Annotated in this window: 22 protein-coding genes; 11 read left to right on the top strand and 11 right to left on the bottom strand. The window is 63.5% G+C overall.

Annotated elements, in window-relative coordinates:
* Positions 1 to 86 precede the first annotated feature (86 nt).
* Positions 87 to 299: a hypothetical protein gene (locus FNV92_RS26920; RefSeq protein ID WP_015687859.1), complete on the top strand. Its 213-nt coding sequence runs from the start codon at positions 87 to 89 to the stop codon at positions 297 to 299.
* A 21-nt stretch (positions 300 to 320) separates the two neighbouring features.
* Here the strand turns inward: FNV92_RS26920 and FNV92_RS26915 are convergent, their stop codons facing one another.
* Together FNV92_RS26915 and FNV92_RS26910 are read right to left on the bottom strand one after the other, a co-directional pair.
* Positions 321 to 1688 (bottom strand): NAD(P)/FAD-dependent oxidoreductase, encoded by a 1368-nt coding sequence (locus FNV92_RS26915; RefSeq protein WP_143843842.1) that lies wholly within the window; start codon positions 1686 to 1688, stop codon positions 321 to 323.
* Positions 1689 to 1729: 41 nt separating this feature from the next.
* Positions 1730 to 2419, bottom strand: coding sequence for a GntR family transcriptional regulator (locus tag FNV92_RS26910; protein ID WP_143843843.1), 690 nt, complete (start codon positions 2417 to 2419; stop codon positions 1730 to 1732).
* A gap of 111 nt (positions 2420 to 2530) precedes the next feature.
* On the opposite strand from FNV92_RS26910, the gene FNV92_RS26905 reads away from it, so the two are divergent.
* The gene (locus tag FNV92_RS26905) at positions 2531 to 3418 is read left to right on the top strand and encodes a transporter substrate-binding domain-containing protein (protein ID WP_143843844.1); all 888 of its coding nucleotides are present in this window, start codon (positions 2531 to 2533) and stop codon (positions 3416 to 3418) included.
* Between the two features lie 26 nt (positions 3419 to 3444).
* Here the strand turns inward: FNV92_RS26905 and FNV92_RS26900 are convergent, their stop codons facing one another.
* On the bottom strand, positions 3445 to 4281 hold the full coding sequence (locus FNV92_RS26900) for a universal stress protein (RefSeq protein WP_143843845.1): 837 nt from the start codon (positions 4279 to 4281) through the stop codon (positions 3445 to 3447).
* A 210-nt stretch (positions 4282 to 4491) separates the two neighbouring features.
* Between FNV92_RS26900 and FNV92_RS26895 the strand changes: the two genes are divergently transcribed.
* Entirely contained in the window at positions 4492 to 6027 is a 1536-nt protein-coding gene (locus tag FNV92_RS26895; protein ID WP_168213550.1) for a Do family serine endopeptidase, read from the top strand.
* 261 nt (positions 6028 to 6288) lie between these two features.
* Positions 6289 to 6651 (top strand): hypothetical protein, encoded by a 363-nt coding sequence (locus FNV92_RS26890; protein WP_143843847.1) that lies wholly within the window; start codon positions 6289 to 6291, stop codon positions 6649 to 6651.
* A gap of 7 nt (positions 6652 to 6658) precedes the next feature.
* On the opposite strand, the gene FNV92_RS26885 is transcribed toward FNV92_RS26890, so the two are convergent.
* Positions 6659 to 6943 (bottom strand): DUF6496 domain-containing protein, encoded by a 285-nt coding sequence (locus FNV92_RS26885; RefSeq protein ID WP_143843848.1) that lies wholly within the window; start codon positions 6941 to 6943, stop codon positions 6659 to 6661.
* A 68-nt stretch (positions 6944 to 7011) separates the two neighbouring features.
* A complete protein-coding gene (locus FNV92_RS26880; protein ID WP_143843849.1) occupies positions 7012 to 7206 on the bottom strand; it encodes a DUF3072 domain-containing protein in 195 nt (64 codons plus the stop codon).
* Between the two features lie 115 nt (positions 7207 to 7321).
* Here FNV92_RS26880 and FNV92_RS26875 point away from each other — a divergent pair, with 115 nt between their 5' ends.
* Positions 7322 to 7543 (top strand): hypothetical protein, encoded by a 222-nt coding sequence (locus FNV92_RS26875; RefSeq protein WP_143846204.1) that lies wholly within the window; start codon positions 7322 to 7324, stop codon positions 7541 to 7543.
* An 18-nt stretch (positions 7544 to 7561) separates the two neighbouring features.
* A complete protein-coding gene (locus FNV92_RS26870; RefSeq protein ID WP_015687849.1) occupies positions 7562 to 7756 on the top strand; it encodes a hypothetical protein in 195 nt (64 codons plus the stop codon).
* Positions 7757 to 7856: 100 nt separating this feature from the next.
* Here FNV92_RS26870 and FNV92_RS26865 read toward each other — a convergent pair whose 3' ends face one another.
* Both FNV92_RS26865 and FNV92_RS26860 read right to left on the bottom strand, forming a co-directional pair.
* On the bottom strand, positions 7857 to 8096 hold the full coding sequence (locus FNV92_RS26865) for a hypothetical protein (protein WP_143843850.1): 240 nt from the start codon (positions 8094 to 8096) through the stop codon (positions 7857 to 7859).
* A gap of 95 nt (positions 8097 to 8191) precedes the next feature.
* Positions 8192 to 8449, bottom strand: coding sequence for a hypothetical protein (locus FNV92_RS26860; protein ID WP_143843851.1), 258 nt, complete (start codon positions 8447 to 8449; stop codon positions 8192 to 8194).
* A 144-nt stretch (positions 8450 to 8593) separates the two neighbouring features.
* Between FNV92_RS26860 and FNV92_RS26855 the strand changes: the two genes are divergently transcribed.
* Positions 8594 to 8815, top strand: coding sequence for a hypothetical protein (locus FNV92_RS26855; protein WP_015687846.1), 222 nt, complete (start codon positions 8594 to 8596; stop codon positions 8813 to 8815).
* On the opposite strand, the gene FNV92_RS26850 is transcribed toward FNV92_RS26855, so the two are convergent.
* The 3 genes from FNV92_RS26850 to FNV92_RS26840 all read right to left on the bottom strand — a co-directional run bounded on the left by FNV92_RS26850 (position 8812) and on the right by FNV92_RS26840 (position 17333).
* Positions 8812 to 10302, bottom strand: coding sequence for an HWE histidine kinase domain-containing protein (locus tag FNV92_RS26850; RefSeq protein WP_143843852.1), 1491 nt, complete (start codon positions 10300 to 10302; stop codon positions 8812 to 8814). The two genes, FNV92_RS26855 and FNV92_RS26850, sit on opposite strands and share 4 nt — an antisense overlap.
* 14 nt (positions 10303 to 10316) lie before the next feature.
* Positions 10317 to 16610, bottom strand: coding sequence for a HAMP domain-containing protein (locus tag FNV92_RS26845; RefSeq protein ID WP_143843853.1), 6294 nt, complete (start codon positions 16608 to 16610; stop codon positions 10317 to 10319).
* Positions 16611 to 16823: 213 nt separating this feature from the next.
* Entirely contained in the window at positions 16824 to 17333 is a 510-nt protein-coding gene (locus tag FNV92_RS26840) for a DUF305 domain-containing protein (RefSeq protein WP_143843854.1), read from the bottom strand.
* Between the two features lie 95 nt (positions 17334 to 17428).
* On the opposite strand from FNV92_RS26840, the gene FNV92_RS26835 reads away from it, so the two are divergent.
* From FNV92_RS26835 to FNV92_RS26825, 3 genes are all read left to right on the top strand, one after another.
* Positions 17429 to 17623: a hypothetical protein gene (locus FNV92_RS26835; protein ID WP_015687842.1), complete on the top strand. Its 195-nt coding sequence runs from the start codon at positions 17429 to 17431 to the stop codon at positions 17621 to 17623.
* Between the two features lie 107 nt (positions 17624 to 17730).
* Positions 17731 to 17865: a hypothetical protein gene (locus FNV92_RS26830; RefSeq protein ID WP_283805814.1), complete on the top strand. Its 135-nt coding sequence runs from the start codon at positions 17731 to 17733 to the stop codon at positions 17863 to 17865.
* An 82-nt stretch (positions 17866 to 17947) separates the two neighbouring features.
* Entirely contained in the window at positions 17948 to 18163 is a 216-nt protein-coding gene (locus FNV92_RS26825) for a hypothetical protein (RefSeq protein WP_143843855.1), read from the top strand.
* Between the two features lie 192 nt (positions 18164 to 18355).
* On the opposite strand, the gene FNV92_RS26820 is transcribed toward FNV92_RS26825, so the two are convergent.
* Positions 18356 to 18616: a hypothetical protein gene (locus tag FNV92_RS26820; RefSeq protein WP_168213551.1), complete on the bottom strand. Its 261-nt coding sequence runs from the start codon at positions 18614 to 18616 to the stop codon at positions 18356 to 18358.
* A 173-nt stretch (positions 18617 to 18789) separates the two neighbouring features.
* Here FNV92_RS26820 and FNV92_RS26815 point away from each other — a divergent pair, with 173 nt between their 5' ends.
* Complete coding sequence (locus tag FNV92_RS26815) at positions 18790 to 18948, top strand: hypothetical protein (protein ID WP_168213552.1); 159 nt, start codon at positions 18790 to 18792, stop codon at positions 18946 to 18948.
* Positions 18949 to 19073: the final 125 nt, after the last annotated feature.

The following is a 19073-nucleotide window of genomic DNA, read 5'->3' as shown; positions in this document are numbered from 1 at the left end:
TGTGCATACAGCAAATGTTTTGCACAACCGCCATCCGCCTGACGTAAATAAGGACCATAAGGTCTGTGAATGCGAGGGAGGGTCTCATGGAGAACGTACGTCGCTACCGGGCGCTGGCGTCCCTCTGTCGTCAGCAGGCGGCCTACCGGCCGCTGCAGAACTGGGAACTTCTTGGCCAGGCCGAACATTTCGAACATCTCGCCGAAATTGCGCTGAAAGCGCATTTCGACGCGTGCAATGCCCAGCGCGAAGATGACGCCGCAGCAGCCGCAGTCTGGGAGACGCCGGTCGCAGCGTGAAGACGCCCGACATGTGGGCGATCAGAGCAGGCCGCGGCTCTCCGCGCTATCGAGTTCGCCCATGAGCACCTTGTCGTCGTAGCGCGCGAGCGAGAGCACGTCCGCGAAGGCTTGCGAGGGCGCGCCGACCACGGCACGCGCGCAAAGATCGCCAGCGGCGCAGGCCGACATGGTTCCATAGCCCGACAAGGCGGCTGTCAGGAAGACGCCCGGGGTCTTGGCCGCGCCAATCAGGGGCCAGTTTTCCTTCGTCATGGGATAGTAGCCGCCGTAATGCACCCGGTCGCGCGGAAGGGCGCCGAGATATTGCCTGAGTGCGGGCTGGAGCCGGCTTGCGGCGCGAAGCACGATCTCCGGGAAATAGGGATTCAGTTCGGGTTCCCGCGTGGGTTCGGACGGCTCCGCATTGAAGGCCCAGCCAAGCTTGATCCATTGACCGTGATCGCCTCCGTCGGGTCGGCAGTGAATGCCGCCCGGCATCGGTTCCAGCAACCGGGCCATCTCGGGGGCCGCGGCCAGCGCCTCGCGCTCCTCAGGAGACCAAGCGAGCGTCTGACCGTCGAGATCAATCGCAAATGGCATCTTGCGGTCCACCGCGCGATTGCGATCGACGAACGCGATCTTCTGCTGAAGCACATTCTGCATCGGCAGCTTTTCGCCATGCATCGCCGCAATGTACGCAGCAAAGGGGCCCGCTGCATTGACGATGATATCAGCCTTGATCGTCTGGTGTGCGCCGTCGACGACGACATCAACCAGGAACCGGTCGGCCTTGGCGATGCCGACCACCCGCGCCTGCTGAAACTGCGCACCGAGTGGGCGCATCGTTTCCAGCATGTACTGTCCGAGCTGCTGACCGCTGATGTCGCCGGCCCTGCGGATGTGAAGCGCGGTGGCGACCTCCTTGTCGAACGCCGGATAGGTACGCTGGATCAGGTCCCGGCCGAGCAGCACATCGACGCCGTCGGGCGCGGTTTGCCAGTCTGCCGACAGCGGGGCCGCATAGTTCTGGCTCGTGCCCTCGTGTTGGCGGATCAGCTTCGAGGCTGAAGTGCCGTAGCCGGTATGCAACTGCCGCAGCAGCTCTTCCGGTTTCTCTTCGCGCGTCACGAGCAGATATCCGCGCCGCGTCATGTGGATGCGGTTGTCCGTGCGGCGCGCAATATCCTCCATCAGGTCCGTGCTGTGATCGGTGAATGCCGCCATGGTCGGATGCGGCCACCAGTTGCGATAGTTCTCGCCCGACTGAGCTGATGTCAGCGCCATCGGCTGCCCCTCATCCACGATCAAGAGGCGCGAGCGCTTGTGCTCGACGGCGAGGTAATAGGCCGTGGCAAGACCCGCCATGCCCGCGCCGATAACCAGGATCTCAACGTCGTTCGTCTTCAAGCGTACTCTCCTCAACCCGGTGGGGCCGATCGGCTTTCACATCAGCCGGCCGTGTCCCGCGATGCGTGACGCTGTGCAGATCGCAGCGTCTTCTGGGTCTGCACGATGTGCTCGCGCAGCAAGCGCACGGCTTTCTCGACTTCGCCGTCGCGGCAGAATTCCAGCAATTGATAGTGCTCGCGCTGCGGCCGGTCCTTGCCGGTGGCGCGTGAGACCAGCGCACGCGTGAAGCGGCCGACATGGCCGTAATTGGCCTCGATCATCGCAAGCAGGCGCGGACGATTGCAGGGCGCATAAAGCGATTTGTGGAAGCGCCAGTTGAACGCGCCCCATTTTTCTGGATCCGGCTCCTCGTCGTAGGAGCGGAGGATCGCCCTGGCATCGTCCAGGTCGATGTCGCCCATCGCGGGGATCGCGAGGCGTAGCGCGTGGCATTCGAGCGCGATGCGAATCTCGAGCAGCTCCACGACTTCGTCGATGGAGAGATCCGAGACGACGGCCCCGCGATTGGGCAGGAATGTCACAAAACCCTCGGCTTCCAATTGCCGCAGCGCCTCTCTCACGGGGATGCGGCTGGTTCCGAATTTCTCGGCCAACTCGTCCTGCCGGAGTTGAAGGCCGGGGGCGAGTTCACCCGCGCTGATCGCGCGGCGCAGCGCCTCGCGAACGGTGTCCGGCGTGGAGCCGTGACTGCCGCTCATCCGTTGCTTTGCCACATCTCCCGATTTCATCCGGCCTCTCGTCCCATCTGAGTCAAGACAGATTGTATAAAATCAGTTTGCTGATTATGCAATCGTGTGTATAAAATATTGAGTGATTGTATCCATTTGGGGAGTAAGGCCATGAAGGGTCTGTTGTATTCGCTCATGTTTCTGACTGCGGTCGCAAGTCCTGCATCCGCGCAAACCCCTGGCGGGACGTTGGCGAAGATCAAGGATGCCGGCGAGATCCGCCTTGGCCATCGCGATGTATCTGTGCCGTTCTCCTATCTCGACGACAGTCAGAAGCCGGTCGGCTTCGCGATGGATCTCTGCGCGCGGATCGTCGATGCGGTGAAGGACGAGTTGAAGCTCCCGGCGCTTCGGACCAAGCTGCAGCCGATCCAGCTCAGTACGCAAATCCCGCTGATCGAGAACGGCACCATCGACATCGTCTGCGGTCCCGCCACCAACACGCTGGAGCGTCAGAAGGTGGTGGCGTTCAGCAACACCATCTTTGTTTCGAGCATTCGCGCCGTGGTCCGAAGGGACGCGCCGATCAAGATGTTCGAGGATCTCAAAGACAGGCCGGTCGCGCTGACCACCGGCTCTACGTCGATCACCCTGCTACTGGGACGCAGCCAGGAGAAGAAGTTTGAGGTCAAGCAGGTGCTGTCGCCGGACCACGCCGCGTCGTTCCTTGCGCTCACGACCGGCCGCAGCGACGCCTTTGTCATGGACGACATCCTGCTCGCTGGCCTCATCGCCAACAGCCAGGCGCCGGACAGCTGGCGGATCATCGACGACAGCCTGCGTACCGAGCCTTACGGGCTGATCATCCGCAAGGGCGATCCGGAGTTCAAGGCTCTGGTCGACAGGACTCTGGTCGTCACGATGAGGAGCGGCCAGTTCGCAGAACTCTACGCGAAATGGTTCACAAACCCCATTCCTCCGAAGAACGTGAACCTGAACTTCCCGATGCCTGCGCCGCTGAAGGATGCGGTTGCCAATCCGAACGACAAGGGCGTGTAATCGGGTTTGCTGCTGATGCTCCGCAATCAATGCGACATCAGCGTCGGGACCGTCATGGCTTCGAGCATGGCGCGGGTGACGCCGCCGAGCAGGCGTTCCTGCAATCGCGAATGGCCATAGCCGCCCATCACGAGGAGATCGAGGCTCTCGTCGGCCGCCAGGGACAGGATGGTCGGTTGAATGTCGGCGCGCGCGGCCGACAGGCTGGCCGTGCGGGTCGACAATCCGCGTCGGCCAAGATGCTTTGCCAAATTGCGCGCCGAGACGTCGTCGGGAACCGCGTCGGCCTCGTTGATAGTGATGATCACGATCTCCTCGGCCCGAGCCATGAACGGTGCGGCATCGCGCATTGCACGGGCGGCGAGGCGGCTGCCGTCCCAGCAGATGCCGATTCGTTTCGGCTTGAATGCGCCACGGAAATTGTACGGCAGGAACAGCACCGGGCCGCCCGCCTGGAAAAGGATCTCGCTGGGCACGTCGTTGTCGAATGAGCCTCGCGCTGGTTCGGGCTGCAGCACGATGCTGAGATCGTGCAGCCGCGCCATCTCGCCGAGCAAGGCGGCTGCATCCGCCGGGATCGCGCCGAGTGGGTGGCAAGCAAAGGAAAGACCGGCGTTCGCGGCTTCGGTCTTGAACACCGTCAGCGCCGCTTCAGCCCGCTCCACCGCACGCTCGCGTTCCATCTCGAACACGGCTGCCACTGCGGCACCGCCTTCCATCACGTAAGCCGTGCTGGTTGCAACATAGCCGACGGCGACGGCGTCGACATGGGCGTTGAGCTGCGCGGCCAGCGAAATCGATCCGTCGATCACGGGGCGCATGGGGCGTTCGGTTGGGACGTGAACGAGAATGTCTTTGTACATGGCGCGCCTCCGATGGACTTCATCCTGTGGTCACAGTCTGGCACTTCGCGCGGGGCCTGTGTTGAGCTGCATCAAATCTGCAACTGCGACTTCTGGCCGTGCCGCCGGTCGCAGCAACTTTGCCAAGATTTAATCGGGTGGACGGGACCCCGTAAGGTGACCACGTCCATGTTGGGTGCAAGGCGACTTACCCAACATGGACATTTCGACATGAACGACCGCGTCAATTCCGACACCACCTCGTCCCGCACGATCCTGAAGCCGCGCCGGCTTGCGCTGCTCGGCACCGTGGCCGCGCTTGGCGTGGCCGTGCTCGCCAGTTCTCCCGGCTCTTCGCCGCTCGGGATGGCCTCCTTCATCGCACCGGCGCGGGCCGCCGAGGCTGCCGCGACGCCGCCGGGCTTCGGCGATCTCGTCAGCAAGGTCAAACCCGCCGTCATCTCGGTGCGAGTCAAGATCGACCAGGACAACGACAAGAGCGCAATGCTGCAGCAGAACCGGATGGACTCCGACGAGGATTCGCCGCTCGACCAGTTCTCCCGGCAGTTCGGTTTCCGTGGCCCGGGCGGCATGAACGGCATGCCGCGTCAGCGTCACCAGACGATCACGGGTGAAGGATCCGGTTTCTTCATCTCCGCCGACGGCTATGCCGTGACCAACAACCACGTCGTCGACCACGCTACGTCGGTGCAGGTGACGATGGACGACGGCACGGTCTACACCGCGAAGGTGGTCGGCACCGATCCCAAGACCGATCTCGCGCTGATCAAGGTCGATGGCAAGAAGGACTTTCCGTTCGTCAAATTCTCCGACCAGAAGCCGCGGATCGGCGACTGGGTGGTCGCGGTCGGCAATCCCTTCGGCCTTGGCGGCACCGTGACCGCCGGCATTGTCTCGGCCAGCGGCCGCGACATCGGCAATGGTCCCTATGACGATTTCATCCAGATCGACGCGCCGATCAACAAGGGCAATTCCGGCGGTCCGGCCTTCGACATGAGCGGCAACGTGATCGGCGTGAACACCGCGATCTTCTCGCCGTCGGGCGGTTCGGTCGGCATCGGCTTCGACATTCCGGCCTCGACCGCAAAACTCGTCGTCGCGCAGTTGAAGGACAAGGGCGTGGTGACGCGCGGCTGGCTCGGTGTGCAGGTGCAGCCGGTGACTGCTGACATTGCCGACAGCCTCGGTCTCAAGGAAGCGCGCGGCGCGATCGTCGACACTCCGCAGGATGGAAGTCCGGCGGCGAAGGCGGGCATCGAGGCGGGTGATGTCATCACCGCCGTCAACGGCACGGCCACCAAGGACTCCCGTGATCTCGCCCGCACCATCGCCACCTTGGCGCCGGGGAGCTCGGTGAAGCTCGATGTCTTCCACAAGGGGGACAGCAAGACCGTGACGTTGGCGCTTGGCGAGTTGCCGAACGAGCAGCACGCCAAGTCCGGTGAGGGCAAGGCGCAGCCCGGCGCCGGCACACCGCGCCTTGGGCTCAGCCTGGCTCCGGCCGGCGACGTCCAGGGCGCGGGCCAGAAGGGTGTCGTCGTCACCGAGGTCGATCCGGAGGGGCCGGCCGCGCAACGTGGCATCCAGACCGGCGACGTCATCCTCAATGTCGGCGGCAAGCCCGTCGCCAATGTCGGCGAGGTCCGGTCCGAGCTGGCGCAGGCTAAATCGTCCGGCAAGAACAGCGTGCTGTTGCAGGTGAAGAGCGCGGAGGCGACCCGGTTTGTCGCGGTACCGCTGGCGTAAGTCGAGCTATTCCAGCGCAAACGCCAAAAGGCGGCCTTCGGGCCGCCTTTTCTCGTTCGCATCCGAGATACCCACAGGCCGCCGATAACATTCGCGTTAACGGCAGCAATGATGACGGGTTCGTCCGAAAAAGCCGCGTTCGCTCGTCACTGTGCGTGTTGCGCTTTGGCGCCAATGACGGTGCCAGGCAAAGGACGGAGTAGAACTCCGGACGTCGGGCCGTCTTGTGGAACCTGACGTTTGCATTTGATCGGTGCCGACATGGATCGATTGAAGCTCTCGCTGACGTGTGCGCTGCTGGTGGCGCCGATCGTGATGACGAGCGGAAGCGCCCTCGGGCGCGACGATGGCCGCTACGCCAACTCAGCCTTGAAACCCTGGTTCGATAGCCTTCGCAGCCATCTCGGCCCGTGCTGCTCGGATGCAGACGGATTTGCGGTGTCCGATCCCGATTGGGAATCGCATGACGGGCACTATCGCGTGCGGCTCGACGGGCAGTGGGTCGACGTGCCTGACGAGGCCGTCATCACCGAGCCGAACCGTGCCGGCCGCACCATGGTCTGGCCGGTCAAAACCGCGTTCGGGATATCGATCCGCTGCTTCATGCCGGGCAGCATGATCTGACGCTGCGTCACCGTTTGCTGGATTTGCGCTTCGCGCTCTTCTTCGCCTTCTTGGTTGTCTTGCTTGCCGTTTTCTTGGTCGTCTTTCGCTTCGACGCCTTCTTCGGGACTTTCTTGCCCTTCGCGCGTGCTTCCGACAGGGCGATTGCAATCGCCTGCTTGCGGCTCTTCACCCGTCCACCGCGGCCGCCCGGGCCGCTTTTCGCGTTGCCCTTCTTGTAACGACGCATTTCGCGCTCGACATCATCGCCGGCGCTGCGGGAATAGCGGCGTTTCGTTGCCTTACGTGCCATCGACTCTCTCCCTTGGCATCGGGAAAGAACCGTATCGCTGACGCAACGTTCCAGGCGCGAGGCGCGCCTCAGAACGAGTTCGCCAGCTCGATCTCCGCCTCGAGCACCTGGATGCGGCGCGCCGCCTCGGCGGAGGACAGATCCCGATTGTATTGCCCGGGTTGATAGGCCTCCTCGCTCAGCCGCTTCAATCTCAGGCCTTGCGCCCGCGTCATCTGCTCCGCGAGGAAAGCCCTGGCGTCATATTTACCCTGAACCTGCATCTGACCTCTCCGTTCTGGAATCTCGGCTTGACTATATGTTCTTATTTTGTTCTAACAAGCCATGGACAACAGAATTAATGAAATTAGACGTAAAATCAGTGCCTTGAGGCTGGCAATGGCCGATATGGAGGCGTCGGTGCGCGACCTCGTCAATCGCGATCGCGACTGCACGGAAAAGGCCCTGGCGCAGATGGATCTGCGCCGGAACATCACCTTGCTGATCGGCGAATGGAAGGCTGCCGGCGGCGGTGATGTCCTGCCTGACGTCCGCGACCGGGTGAGCCTTCGTCCCGTCAAGACAGCCAGCAATCCCCCGCGTGCGATCGCGCGCCGCTGAAAGCTTTGGGAGCGTGCGGTGGAGGAAGACCCGGACGCGTACCGGATTCTAAAACTGCGCGCCGAGATTCTCGAGCTCGGCTCAGCCATCCGGCAGTTGCAGCGTGCGGGCCTCGACGATGCCGCAGCCCAGCTCCTGATCGCACGCAAGCGTGCGCAGCTCGATCACCTCGTGAAGACAAGCTCCGCAGTCGGTCGTCCAGGCAATCACTGACATCCAGGGTGGCTAAGGCCCACGCGTGCTCAATTGATCGTCGAAGCAAAAAAAGCCCCGCGTCACCGCGGGGCTCAGTGATTGCATCGTCTTCTGGCACTCACTTGCTGTTGGTGGTGCCCTTGTTGTTCGTCATGGTGCCGCCCTGATCTGAACCGGGGCCGGAGCCGCCTTGACCGGAGGGATCGGCGCCCTTGGATTTCGTATTCGCGCCTGTCGTCTGCGACGACTGGGTCGCGGATTCGTGCTTGGCTTTGTGCGACTTCGCCTGCGCGGCGAACGGGGCGGCGGCGACGCCGGTGGCCAGCATCACGGCGAGAGCAAGCTTGGTGGTCTTCATGCGCGGGAACTCCCTGAGTTGAATTGACGCAGGCAGCCAACCGCCATTCACCGCGGGGGTTCCGATTGAACGGCCCCATGCGCTTCACGCGCGCTTCAAAATTCCTTGTCCTCGGCGATCATGAACACGATTCCCGTGAGCGTCGCGCCGATCGCGAAGGTGGTCACCAGCGTGACGACGAAGACGACCGCCGCGGACCTTCCGCCGTGGCTCAACAAGTTCCCGACCGCCGGATTGGACAGGATGAGAGCAAGACCGAAGGCGAGGCCGAGCGCGGCGCCCATGAGCGCATGCGTCATCAGCCTGATAATGCCAGTGGAAGAGAGGAGGCTCGGCGACTTCTTTGCGCGCATGGACCGCCTCTGAATATGGCGAAAAAACGCGAGTGATGATTGCGGGTTCCATTCTGATCAAAGATTTGTCATTCGCCGCTTCATCCGACGTTCATGCCTGTCTTGCGAGGATGAACCCTATCAACACGACACGGGAACTCCGATATGGGTAAGGTCGTCTTTCTCTATCGCTCGCTCGCCTATCGCAACGCGGCCGCGGACATGCTGCGCAAGGCACGCACGCTGCCGCGCGGCGCCGAGCGGAGCGCAGCCCGACGCTACGCGCGGGCGCTGCGCGATCTCTCGCAAACGGAAGCATGGCTGGAAGGACGTCTGGCTGACGAGTCTCGGCCGATGACGCGTATCAGGGTCGTCGCGTCGCGCTAACCTGAAGCCCGCTGAAGAGCCTCGGAGCGAACCGCGTCGAACTTTCCCGCGCTGGTCGGCGCTGCACCCTTTATCGTCAGCGGCACCTTGAGGCGGCACAACAGGCCTTCGGGCCGCCAGTTGAACTCCGCCTGTCCGCCGAGCTGGGATTCGACGCTGGCAAGAAGGCTCCGTGTGCCGAAGCCGCGGGACTTCGGCGGCCCGACCAGCGGACCGCCGGTTTCGTCCCAGGTCAATGTCAGGTGGTCGTCCTCGACCTGCCAGCCGATCGCAAGCCGACCCGACCGCGCCGACAACGCGCCGTACTTCGCCGAGTTGGTGAAAAGCTCGTGCAGGGCCAGCGCCAGCGTCTGCGCGGTCGCCGGCAGCAACTGAACCTCGGGACCCGCCAGCTTGATCTGGCCTCCGAGCGAATAGGGTGCAAGTTCCTCCTCGATCAGCTTGGAGAGCTCCGCGCCTTGCCAGCTCGACAGCGACAGGATCGTGTGGACGCGCGCCAGCGCATTGATGCGTCCCTCGACGGCATTGACGTAAGCCTTGACCTCGTCGGCACGTGTGAGGCGCACGATCGACTGCGCCAGCGCCAACGCATTTTTGGCGCGGTGGTCGACCTCGCGCGCCAGCAGATTCTGTCTCTCCTCCGCGCGCTTGCGTTCGGTGATGTCCACGGTCACGCCACTTACCCGCACGACGCGGCCGCTCGAGTCCAGCGTGGCAGCCGCCGTGCCGACGCACCAGCGCACCTCGCCGTCGGGACGGCTGACGCGAAACTCGCCTTCATGGGCGTGCACCCCCGTGTTGAACGCCGCGATGGCCTGGGTGAACTGGTCGGCATCATCGGGGTGCAGCAATGCCTGGATGTTCGCCGAGGTGACGTTGAAGGTTTCGGGCGTCACGCCAAAAATGCGATACTGGCCGTCGTCCCACATCCAGTCGCCGTTGACCCAGTCCCAGTCCCAGGACCCCATATTGCCGGCGGCAATCGCCATGCTGCGCCGCTCTTCGCTTTCACGCAGCTTTGCGGTGGAGTTCTCCAACTCCGCCGTGCGGGCGCGCACGCGGTCCTCGAGATCCTGGTTCAACCGTTCGAGCTCGCGGGTCTTGCGATAGAGCTCGGCGAAAACCTTGACCTTGGCGCGCAACACCTCCGGCACGACCGGAACCGGAACGTAGTCGACCGCGCCCATTTCGTAGCCGCGCAACCGATCGATGTCGCTGACCTGGATGGCCGAGATGAAGATCATCGCGGTCTTCTGGAAGCGCGGATGCTCGCGGATCATCGCGGCGAGTTCGAAGCCGTCGAGCTCGGGCATGCAGACGTCGACGAGGATCACCGCGATCTCGGTCTTGAGCAGCACCTCGAGCGCCTCGCGGCCCGACGAGGCGGTCACGAGGTTCTCGCCGAGCTCCTTCAGGATCACCTCATAGGCGAGCAGCTTGGCCGGCTGGTCGTCGACGAGGAGGATGTTGACCTTTTCGTGGTCCATTCGCAGATCCAAACTCAACGGTGCAGCCACATGCGGATCGCAAGCAGCAATTGATCGGTGTTGACTGGTTTGGCGAGGTAGTCGGACGCGCCGGCCTCCAGGCATTTCTCGCGGTCGCCCTTCATCGCCTTGGCGGTCAGCGCGATGATCGGCAGGCGGGCGAAGGCTGGGTTTTCGCGAATGACGCCGATGGTCTGGTAGCCATCCATCTGCGGCATCATGATGTCCATCAGCACGATGGCGATCTCCGGATTGGACTCCACCAGTGTGACCGCTTCGCGGCCGGTCGTGGCGGTGAGCACCTTCATGCCGCGCCGTTCCAGCACGCTCGACAGCGCGAAAATGTTCCGGGCGTCGTCGTCGACCAGCAGGGCGGTCTTGCCGATCAGGTCCTCGTCGGAACTGTTCAGCTTCTCGAGCATGCGCTGCTTCTCGACCGGCAGTTCCGTGATCACGCGATGCAGGAACAGCGCGGTTTCGTCGAGTAGGCGCTCCGGCGATTCCACGCCCTTGACCACAATGCTGCGCGCCATGGTGTGAAGCTCGGCATCCTCTTCCGCCGAGAGTTCCCGGCCGGTGAAGACCACGACCGGAATGTTCGACAGCGTCTCGTCGTTGCGGATCTGGTCGAGCACCTCAAAGCCGCTCATGTCGGGCAGCCGCAGGTCGAGCACCACGCAGTCGCAGGGTTCCTGACGCAGCGTCGAGAGCGCGCCGGCACCCGTATCGGTCGTCACGATCTCGATGTCGTCGTGATGCAGCAGCTCGCGGATCGACATCCGTTCGGCCTCGTTGTCCTCGACGATCAAGAGCCGCTTGCGCCGCGGTCGCGCATATTCCTTGATCTGGGACAGCGCGGCGGAGACCCCTTCGGTCGTGGTGGGCTTGTTGACGAAGGAGAAGGCGCCGCGCGCCAGGGCGTGCTGGCGGTCCTCGTCGAGCGTGATGATCTGCACGGGGATGTGGCGGGTCAGCGGATTGTGCTTGAGCTGGCTCAGCACCGTCCAGCCCAGCATGTCAGGCAGGAACACGTCGAGCGAGACGGCCCGCGGCTGGTACTGCTTGGCAAGCTCCAGCGCCTCCGCGCCCTGCGCGGCGACCAGAACCTTGAATCCCTTGTCGCGGGCGAGGTCGACCAGAATGCGCGCATAGTGCGGATCATCCTCGACGATGAGCAGGATGCTGTCGCCGGGCTCGAGGTTGAGGCGATCGTCGGGCAGCTGCTCGATCACCCGCGGCAGGTCTTGCGCGGTCGGCTGCAGTGCCGGTGGCTGATTTTGCTGCTGCGGGGCGGGCGGACGCGGCGCCAGCGTCGGGCCGGAATATTTCAGCGGCAGATACAGCGTGAAGGACGAGCCCTTGCCGGGCGCGCTGCGCAGATGGATTTCACCGCCGAGCAGGCCTGCGAGCTCGCGGCTGATGGCAAGGCCAAGGCCGGTGCCGCCATATTTGCGGCTGGTGCCTGCGTCGGCCTGCTGGAACGCCTCGAAGATCAGCTTCTGCTTCTCCAGGGGAATGCCGATGCCGGTGTCGGACACTTCGAACGCGATCACGGCCGGCGCCGAGTTCAGCACCGGATGATCCGTGCCCCAGCCGCCGACCGCGGCGGCGACCTTCAGGCGCACCTCGCCTTCGGCGGTGAACTTGAAGGCGTTGGAGAGCAGGTTCTTCAGGACCTGCTGCAAGCGCTTGGAATCGGTGACGATGCTGCGCGCGAGGTTCGGATCGACGTCGATCTTGAACGAAAGATTGCGGTTCTCGGCCTCGTGCCGGAACGGCCGCCCGACGGTCTCGAGCAGGTTCGCCGTCAGGATTTCTTCGGCGTCGACCGTCACCGTACCGGACTCGATCTTTGAGAGATCGAGAATGTCGCTGATGAGGTTGAGCAGGTCGGTTCCGGCGCCGTGGATGGTGCGGGCGAATTCGACCTGCTTGGCGGAAAGATTGCCGTCCGGGTTATCGGTGAGCTGCTGTCCGAGGATGAGGATCGAGTTCAGCGGCGTACGAAGCTCGTGGCTCATATTGGCGAGGAATTCGGACTTGTATTTCGAGGTCAGTGCGAGCTCGGTCGCCTTTTCCTCCAGCGCGCGGCGGGCCTGCTCGATTTCCTGGTTCTTGCGCTCGACCTCGACGTTGCGCTCGGCGAGCTGTTGCGCCTTCTGCTCGAGCTGGTCGTTGGTCTGCTGCAATTCGCGCTGCTGGGTCTGGAGTTCGCCGGCGAGCTGCTGCGACTGCTTGAGCAGGCCTTCGGTCTGCATCGTCGCCTCGATCGAGTTCAGCACGATGCCGATGGAATCGGTGAGCTGCTCAAGGAAGGTCATCTGCGAGGTCGTGAACGAGGTGAGGGAGGCGAGCTCGATCACGGCCTTGACCTGGCCTTCAAACAGCACCGGCAGCACCACGAGGTTCTTCGGCGCGACGCGGAACAGCGCCGAATTGATCGGTACCACGTCGGGCGGAATGTCGGCGATGACGCGCGGCCGCTTGTCGAGCGCGCACTGGCCGATCAGGCCCTCGCCGAACGGCAGCACGCGCTGGTACGGGTAGACGCCGTCGCCAGCATAGGAGGCGAGCAGCAGGAGCTGCGGATTGTCCTCGTTCTCGACCTGGTAGATCACGCCGGTATGCGCGTTCACCAGCGGCGACAATTCAGTGAGCAGCAGCCGGCCGACAGTGGCGAGGTCGCGCTGGCCCTGAAGCATGTTGGTGAATTTCGCGAGATTGGTCTTCAGCCAGTCCTGCTCGGTGTTCACGTCCGTCGTCAGACGGAGGTTCGTGATCATCGTGTTGATGTTGTCCTTCAACTCGGCGACCTCGCCGCGGGCATCGACCTGGATCGATCGTGTCAAATCGCCTTTGGTCACGGCGGTTGCCACTTCCGCGATCGCGCGCACCTGCGAGGTGAGGTTGGCCGCCAGCAGGTTGACGTTGCCGGTGAGGTCCTTCCAGGTGCCGGCCGCACCCGGCACGTCGGCCTGGCCGCCGAGCCGTCCCTCGACGCCGACCTCGCGCGCCACCGACGTCACCTGGTCGGCGAAGGTCGCAAGCGTCTCGGTCATGTTGTTGATGGTGTCGGCGAGCGCGGCGACCTCACCCTTCGATTTCACGGTGAGATTTTGTTTCAAATCACCGTTCGCAACAGCGGTCACCACCTTGACGATGCCGCGGACCTGCTCGGTCAGGTTCGCCGCCATGAAGTTGACGGTGTCGGTGAGGTCCTTCCAGGTGCCGGCCACGCCGGGCACCTGGGCCTGGCCGCCGAGCTCGCCTTCGGTGCCGACTTCGCGCGCCACGCGCGTCACTTCGCCGGCGAAGGCGTTGAGCTGGTCCACCATGGTGTTGATGGTGTTCTTCAGCTCGAGGATTTCGCCCTTCACGTCCACGGTGATCTTGCGGGACAAGTCGCCGCGTGCGACGGCCGTGGTGACCTCGGCGATGTTGCGGACCTGCGTCGTCAGGTTCGCGGCCAGCAGGTTGACGTTGTCGGTGAGGTCCTTCCAGGTGCCGCCGACGCCGGGCACGACGGCCTGACCGCCGAGACGGCCTTCGGTGCCGACCTCGCGTGCCACGCGCGTCACTTCGGCGGCGAAGGAGCGCAGCTGCTCGACCATGGTGTTCAGGGTGTCCTTGAGCAGCAGGATCTCGCCGCGCACGTCCACCGTGATCTTCTTCGAGAGGTCGCCGCCGGCGATCGCGGTGGCGACCTCGGCGATGTTGCGGACCTGGGCCGTCAGGTTCGAGGCCATGAAGTTGACGTTGTCGGTGAGGTCCTTCCAGGTGCCGGCGACGCCCGACACCTCGGCCTGGCCGCCGAGCTTGCCTTCGGTGCCGACCTCACGCGCCACGCGGGTGACTTCGCCGGCGAAGGCGTTGAGCTGGTCCACCATGGTGTTGATGGTGTTCTTCAGCTCGAGGATTTCGCCCTTCACGTCCACGGTGATCTTGCGGGACAAGTCGCCGCGCGCGACTGCGGTGGTGACTTCGGCGATGTTGCGGACCTGGGCGGTGAGGTTGCCCGCCATCGAGTTCACGGAGTCGGTCAAGTCCTTCCAGGTGCCGGCGACGCCGGGCACGTTGGCCTGGCCGCCCAGCCGTCCTTCGGTGCCGACCTCGCGCGCGACGCGCGTCACCTCACCCGCGAAGCGGTTGAGCTGGTCGACCATCGTGTTCAGCGTGTCCTTGAGCTGAAGAATCTCGCCGCGCACGTCCACCGTGATCTTGCGCGACAGGTCGCCGCCGGCGATCGCGGTCGCGACCTCGGCGATGTTGCGGACCTGCGCGGTGAGGTTGCCGGCCATCGAGTTGACGGAGTCCGTCAAGTCCTTCCAGGTGCCGGCGACGCCGGGCACGTCGGCCTGGCCGCCGAGCTTGCCGTCGGTGCCGACCTCGCGCGCGACGCGCGTGACTTCGCCGGCAAACGCGTTGAGCTGGTCGACCATGGTGTTGAGCGTTTCCTTCAACTGAAGGATTTCGCCCGACACGTTCACGGTGATCTTCTTGGACAAATCGCCCTTGGCGACCGCGGTCGCGACTTCGGCGATGTTGCGGACCTGGCCGGTCAGGTTCGACGCCATCGAGTTGACGGAGTCCGTCAGATCCTTCCACGTGCCGCCGACGCCGCGCACGACGGCCTGACCGCCGAGCTTGCCTTCGGTGCCGACCTCGCGCGCGACGCGCGTGACTTCGCCGGCGAAGGCGTTGAGCTGGTCCACCATGGTGTTGATGGTGTCCTTCAGCTCCAGAATCTCGCCGCGCGTGTCCACGGTGATCTTCTTGGAAAGATCGCCGCCGGCGACCGCGGTCGTCACCTCGGCGATGTTGCGGACCTGTGCGGTCAGGTTCGACGCCATCGAGTTGACGCTTTCCGTGAGGTCCTTCCAGGTGCCGGCGACGCCGAGTACGTTGGCCTGACCACCGAGCCGGCCCTCGGTGCCGACTTCGCGTGCCACGCGCGTCACTTCGCCCGCGAAGGCATTGAGCTGGTCCACGCAGGTGTTGAGCGTTTCCTTCAGCTGAAGGATTTCGCCCGAGACGTTCACCGTGATCTTCTTGGAGAGGTCGCCGCCTGCGATCGCGGTGGCGACGTCGGCGATGTTGCGGACCTGCGCAGTCAGGTTCGACGCCATGAAGTTGACGTTGTCGGTGAGGTCCTTCCAGGTGCCGGCCACACCCGGCACCTGGGCCTGGCCGCCGAGCTTGCCTTCGGTGCCGACCTCACGCGCCACGCGCGTCACTTCCGAGGCGAACGAGTTGAGCTGGTCCACCATCGTGTTGATGGTGTCCTTCAGTTCCAGGATTTCGCCGCGCACGTCCACCGTGATCTTGCGCGACAGGTCGCCGCGCGCCACGGCGGTCGTGACGTTGGCGATGTTGCGCACCTGGGCGGTGAGGTTGCCGCACATCGCGTTGACGGAGTCGGTGAGATCCTTCCAGGTGCCGGCCACGCCGGGCACGATCGCCTGGCCGCCGAGCTTGCCGTCGGTGCCGACCTCGCGCGCCACGCGTGTCACTTCGGAGGCAAAGGAGCGCAGCTGGTCCACCATCGTGTTGATGGCTTCCTTGAGTTGGAGAATCTCGCCGCGAACGTCGACGGTGATCTTCTTGGACAAGTCGCCGTTCGCGACCGCGATCGTCACCTCGGCGATGTTGCGAACCTGGTTGGTCAGATTGTTCGCCATCGAGTTGACGCTCTCGGTGAGGTCCTTCCAGACGCCGGTTACTTCCGGCACCTGGGCCTGGCCGCCGAGCTTGCCCTCGGTGCCGACCTCGCGCGCCACGCGCGTCACCTCGGACGTGAACACGCCGAGCTGCTTGATCATGGTGTTGACGATGGTCGCCGACTGCAGGAATTCGCCGCGCAGCGGGCGACCGTCGACATCGAGCTTGACGGTCTGGAGCAGGTCGCCTTGCGCCACGGCGGCGACCGCACGCGTGACCTCGCGCGTCGGCCACAACAGATCGTCGATCAGCGTGTTGACCGAGCCTTCCATGTCGGCCCAGGAGCCGGAGGCAAGGCCGAACTTGACGCGCTGGCGGGTCTTGCCCTCGCGCCCGACCACCTGACCGACCAGTTCGAGCTGCTGCGCCATACGCTGGTTGGCGGCGATGATTTCGTTGAGCGTGTCGGCGATCTTGCCGTCGATGCCGAGATAGTCGCCGCTCATCCGCACCGAAAAATCACCGCTGCGCATCGCCTGCAAGGCGAGCAGCAATTCCGGCCGGGAATCCGGCTCCGACGTACCGTTGTTTTTTGGCTTTGGGACGCGACGACCGGAGCGTGATGCAGTTCCGGGATCGAGGTCGCTCATAGTAATTCCCCCGCGGCGTCGGCCGAATCCACGGCGCGACGCGATTGATCAAACTAGAGCGGTAGCCAAATTCGAAATCAAGCGCCAAGGCGGCGGCGCGAGAAATTGGAACCTGCTTTGCTCAGCCCGGTCAAAATAACCGCAAGGGCTATGATTGGTTCCATCCAATTCCAGAAAAATTTCCGACCCTTAGCAGGGTTCCCGCCCTGCCAATTACTTGTCGGCCATCGTGCGTTCAGCGTCCTTCACCTGCGAGCGCAGCAAGGGGAGCTGCTCGCGGGCAAAAGCAGCAAGCGCCGCATTGTCGGGCGCCTTCAGATAGCGCTCCAGCAGGCCGATAGCGGACTCGTATTCAGGAATTTGCGCGGCGAAGAAGGTGCGAATGTACGCAGGTCCTTCCGAGTCGTCGGGCTCAGCGAGGCTTGCGCCGGCCGTGGGCTTACCGACGTGTGGCTCGGCACCGATCGCCACTTGGATTTCCTTCAGGGCCTTGTCGCGCCTGGCTGCCTCGTCGGCGCGCAGGGCGGCGAGGTTCTTCACCTCCGCATTGCCCTTCAGGTCCGCACTCTCCAGCAAACCTTGCTGGAAGCGGCCAAACGTATAGAGGCCGACGATCACATCCGTTGCGGTCGGCGGGCGCTGGCCGTCTGTTCGCTCACCGGCGTTGTCGGCGAACGCCGCGGTGCTGACGAACAGCAGGATGATTGCGACAAAAATCCTCATCGATTTGCAATGATCGAAGGCGCGCGAGGTTCCCTTTACGTTACAATGCGGTAAGGGCGGTTGCGACGCGAGGGTTCCGTCCCCAATTGTCCTTCATGAAACAGTCTGACATCTTCAGAGATAACGCCGACAACTGCCTTCAGCTCGCCGAGCGAGCCGAGGGCCAGCCCACCCACAAGCGCTATTCGCGGATGGCGGAGGCGTGGATGGCGCTTGCAAACGAGCAGGACTGGCTCGACGGCGAAATCCCGCCCGTCAAGGTTCGCGTACTCCAAATGCAGGGTGCCTGATCTCGTCCTCGTGACTTTGCGTGTGAGACCGCTCACGGACTGCAATCGAGCAACTTAGGATCATCCGGAATAGTCGATCTCATTGCTTTTCCAGAAGGAGGTTTGCAATGGCTCCACGTCTGGCTCTTCTCTCTTTTATTCTCGCCTTTGGCGTCTCGGTCGCGTTTGCGACGGTGACAACGGTTCGGCAGGTGCATCAGGAAAATGCATCTGCAACGACGACCCACGCCGTGCGCAGCTAGCGAAGCCTCTCCCGCGTCCCGGAACATTCGACGCGTCCGCGCGTAAGCGCTTCGACGCAATCCACAAACGCGAGAGGACATCATGGCCCATTCCGACCACGGCATCGTCAAGGACAAGCGGGCGGAGGATCAGCCGCGCGACAAGCAGCGCGCGCAGACCGCGCACAAGACGGATGAGACGGATGAAAAAGGCTCGCCGTCGCGTGAGGCGACGCGCGATCCCAAGTTGAACGACAACAGCAAGACGCCGGGCTCCGGCATGACGCCGGATGATTCCGGCGACGCGCCGAGCGGCTAGAGCATGATCCGGAAAAGTGCGAAGTGCCTTTCCGAAAAGATCATGTGCCACAAATAGCGCGGGGAACGAATCCTCGCGCGAAGAGTCGATAGATTGCTTTCGGTTATCATGCCCCCGGTGAGCCGGAAGCAATCTCCAAGGACGGCCCTGGCACCCACCGTGCCGGGGTCGTTTGCTTGTGTGGGAGCGCAATCAGTCCTCGGCGTCTCCCTCGGGCTTTCCCGGCGCGTGTCCTTCCGGACCGCGGCCGAAGACACCAAATTCGCTGGATTTGATGCCCGTGGATGAGCCGATGTTGGTCTCGATGCCTGCGGATGCGAGTCCGAATTTGAGCAGCTCGCGAACAGCAGCGGCGCGCGTCGGCATGCGGTGCTTGAACCGGAAATCATCAACCGCGGCCAGTTCATCTGGAGAGAGCATTACTTGAAGCCGCTCGGCGCGGAGGTCGTTCATGGTCATCACGCAAGGTGAGTAATTTGAGCAACTTGCTAAACGCGCCAACTTGCTGCGAGTTCCCTAGGAGTCCGAAAAGGTGTCGATTGAGCAATATAATATAATAAAATCAATAACTTATATCTTGAAATGACTTGGGCTCAAGCGCATGTTTGGGGAAAGGGAGACAGCCGATGACAGACAAAGTCAGGTTACCCCGCAAGCTTTCCGAAGAGCCCGAACCGCCGCAGCCGGTGCGTCCGAGCCATCAGAAGGTGATCGAACAAGTCGAGCGCTGGGCCAATAGCCCGGGCCTGCAACCCCCGAGGACGGACGATGCGACGACGATCTGAGCCCCACACTTTCGAACAACGTCTCGAAGCCCAGAGACTGCGACTCAAGCAGGAGATGGCGAACCTGCCCCACGGCGCGGAGCGTGACGCTGTCGCGACGCGTATCGAGCGGCTTCAGGCAGCTG

It is taken from the genome of Bradyrhizobium cosmicum (assembly GCF_007290395.2).
Classification (GTDB): Bacteria; Pseudomonadota; Alphaproteobacteria; order Rhizobiales; family Xanthobacteraceae; genus Bradyrhizobium; species Bradyrhizobium cosmicum.
Note: the sequence above shows the minus strand (reverse complement) of the source record. Positions and strands in the feature narration are given on the sequence as shown.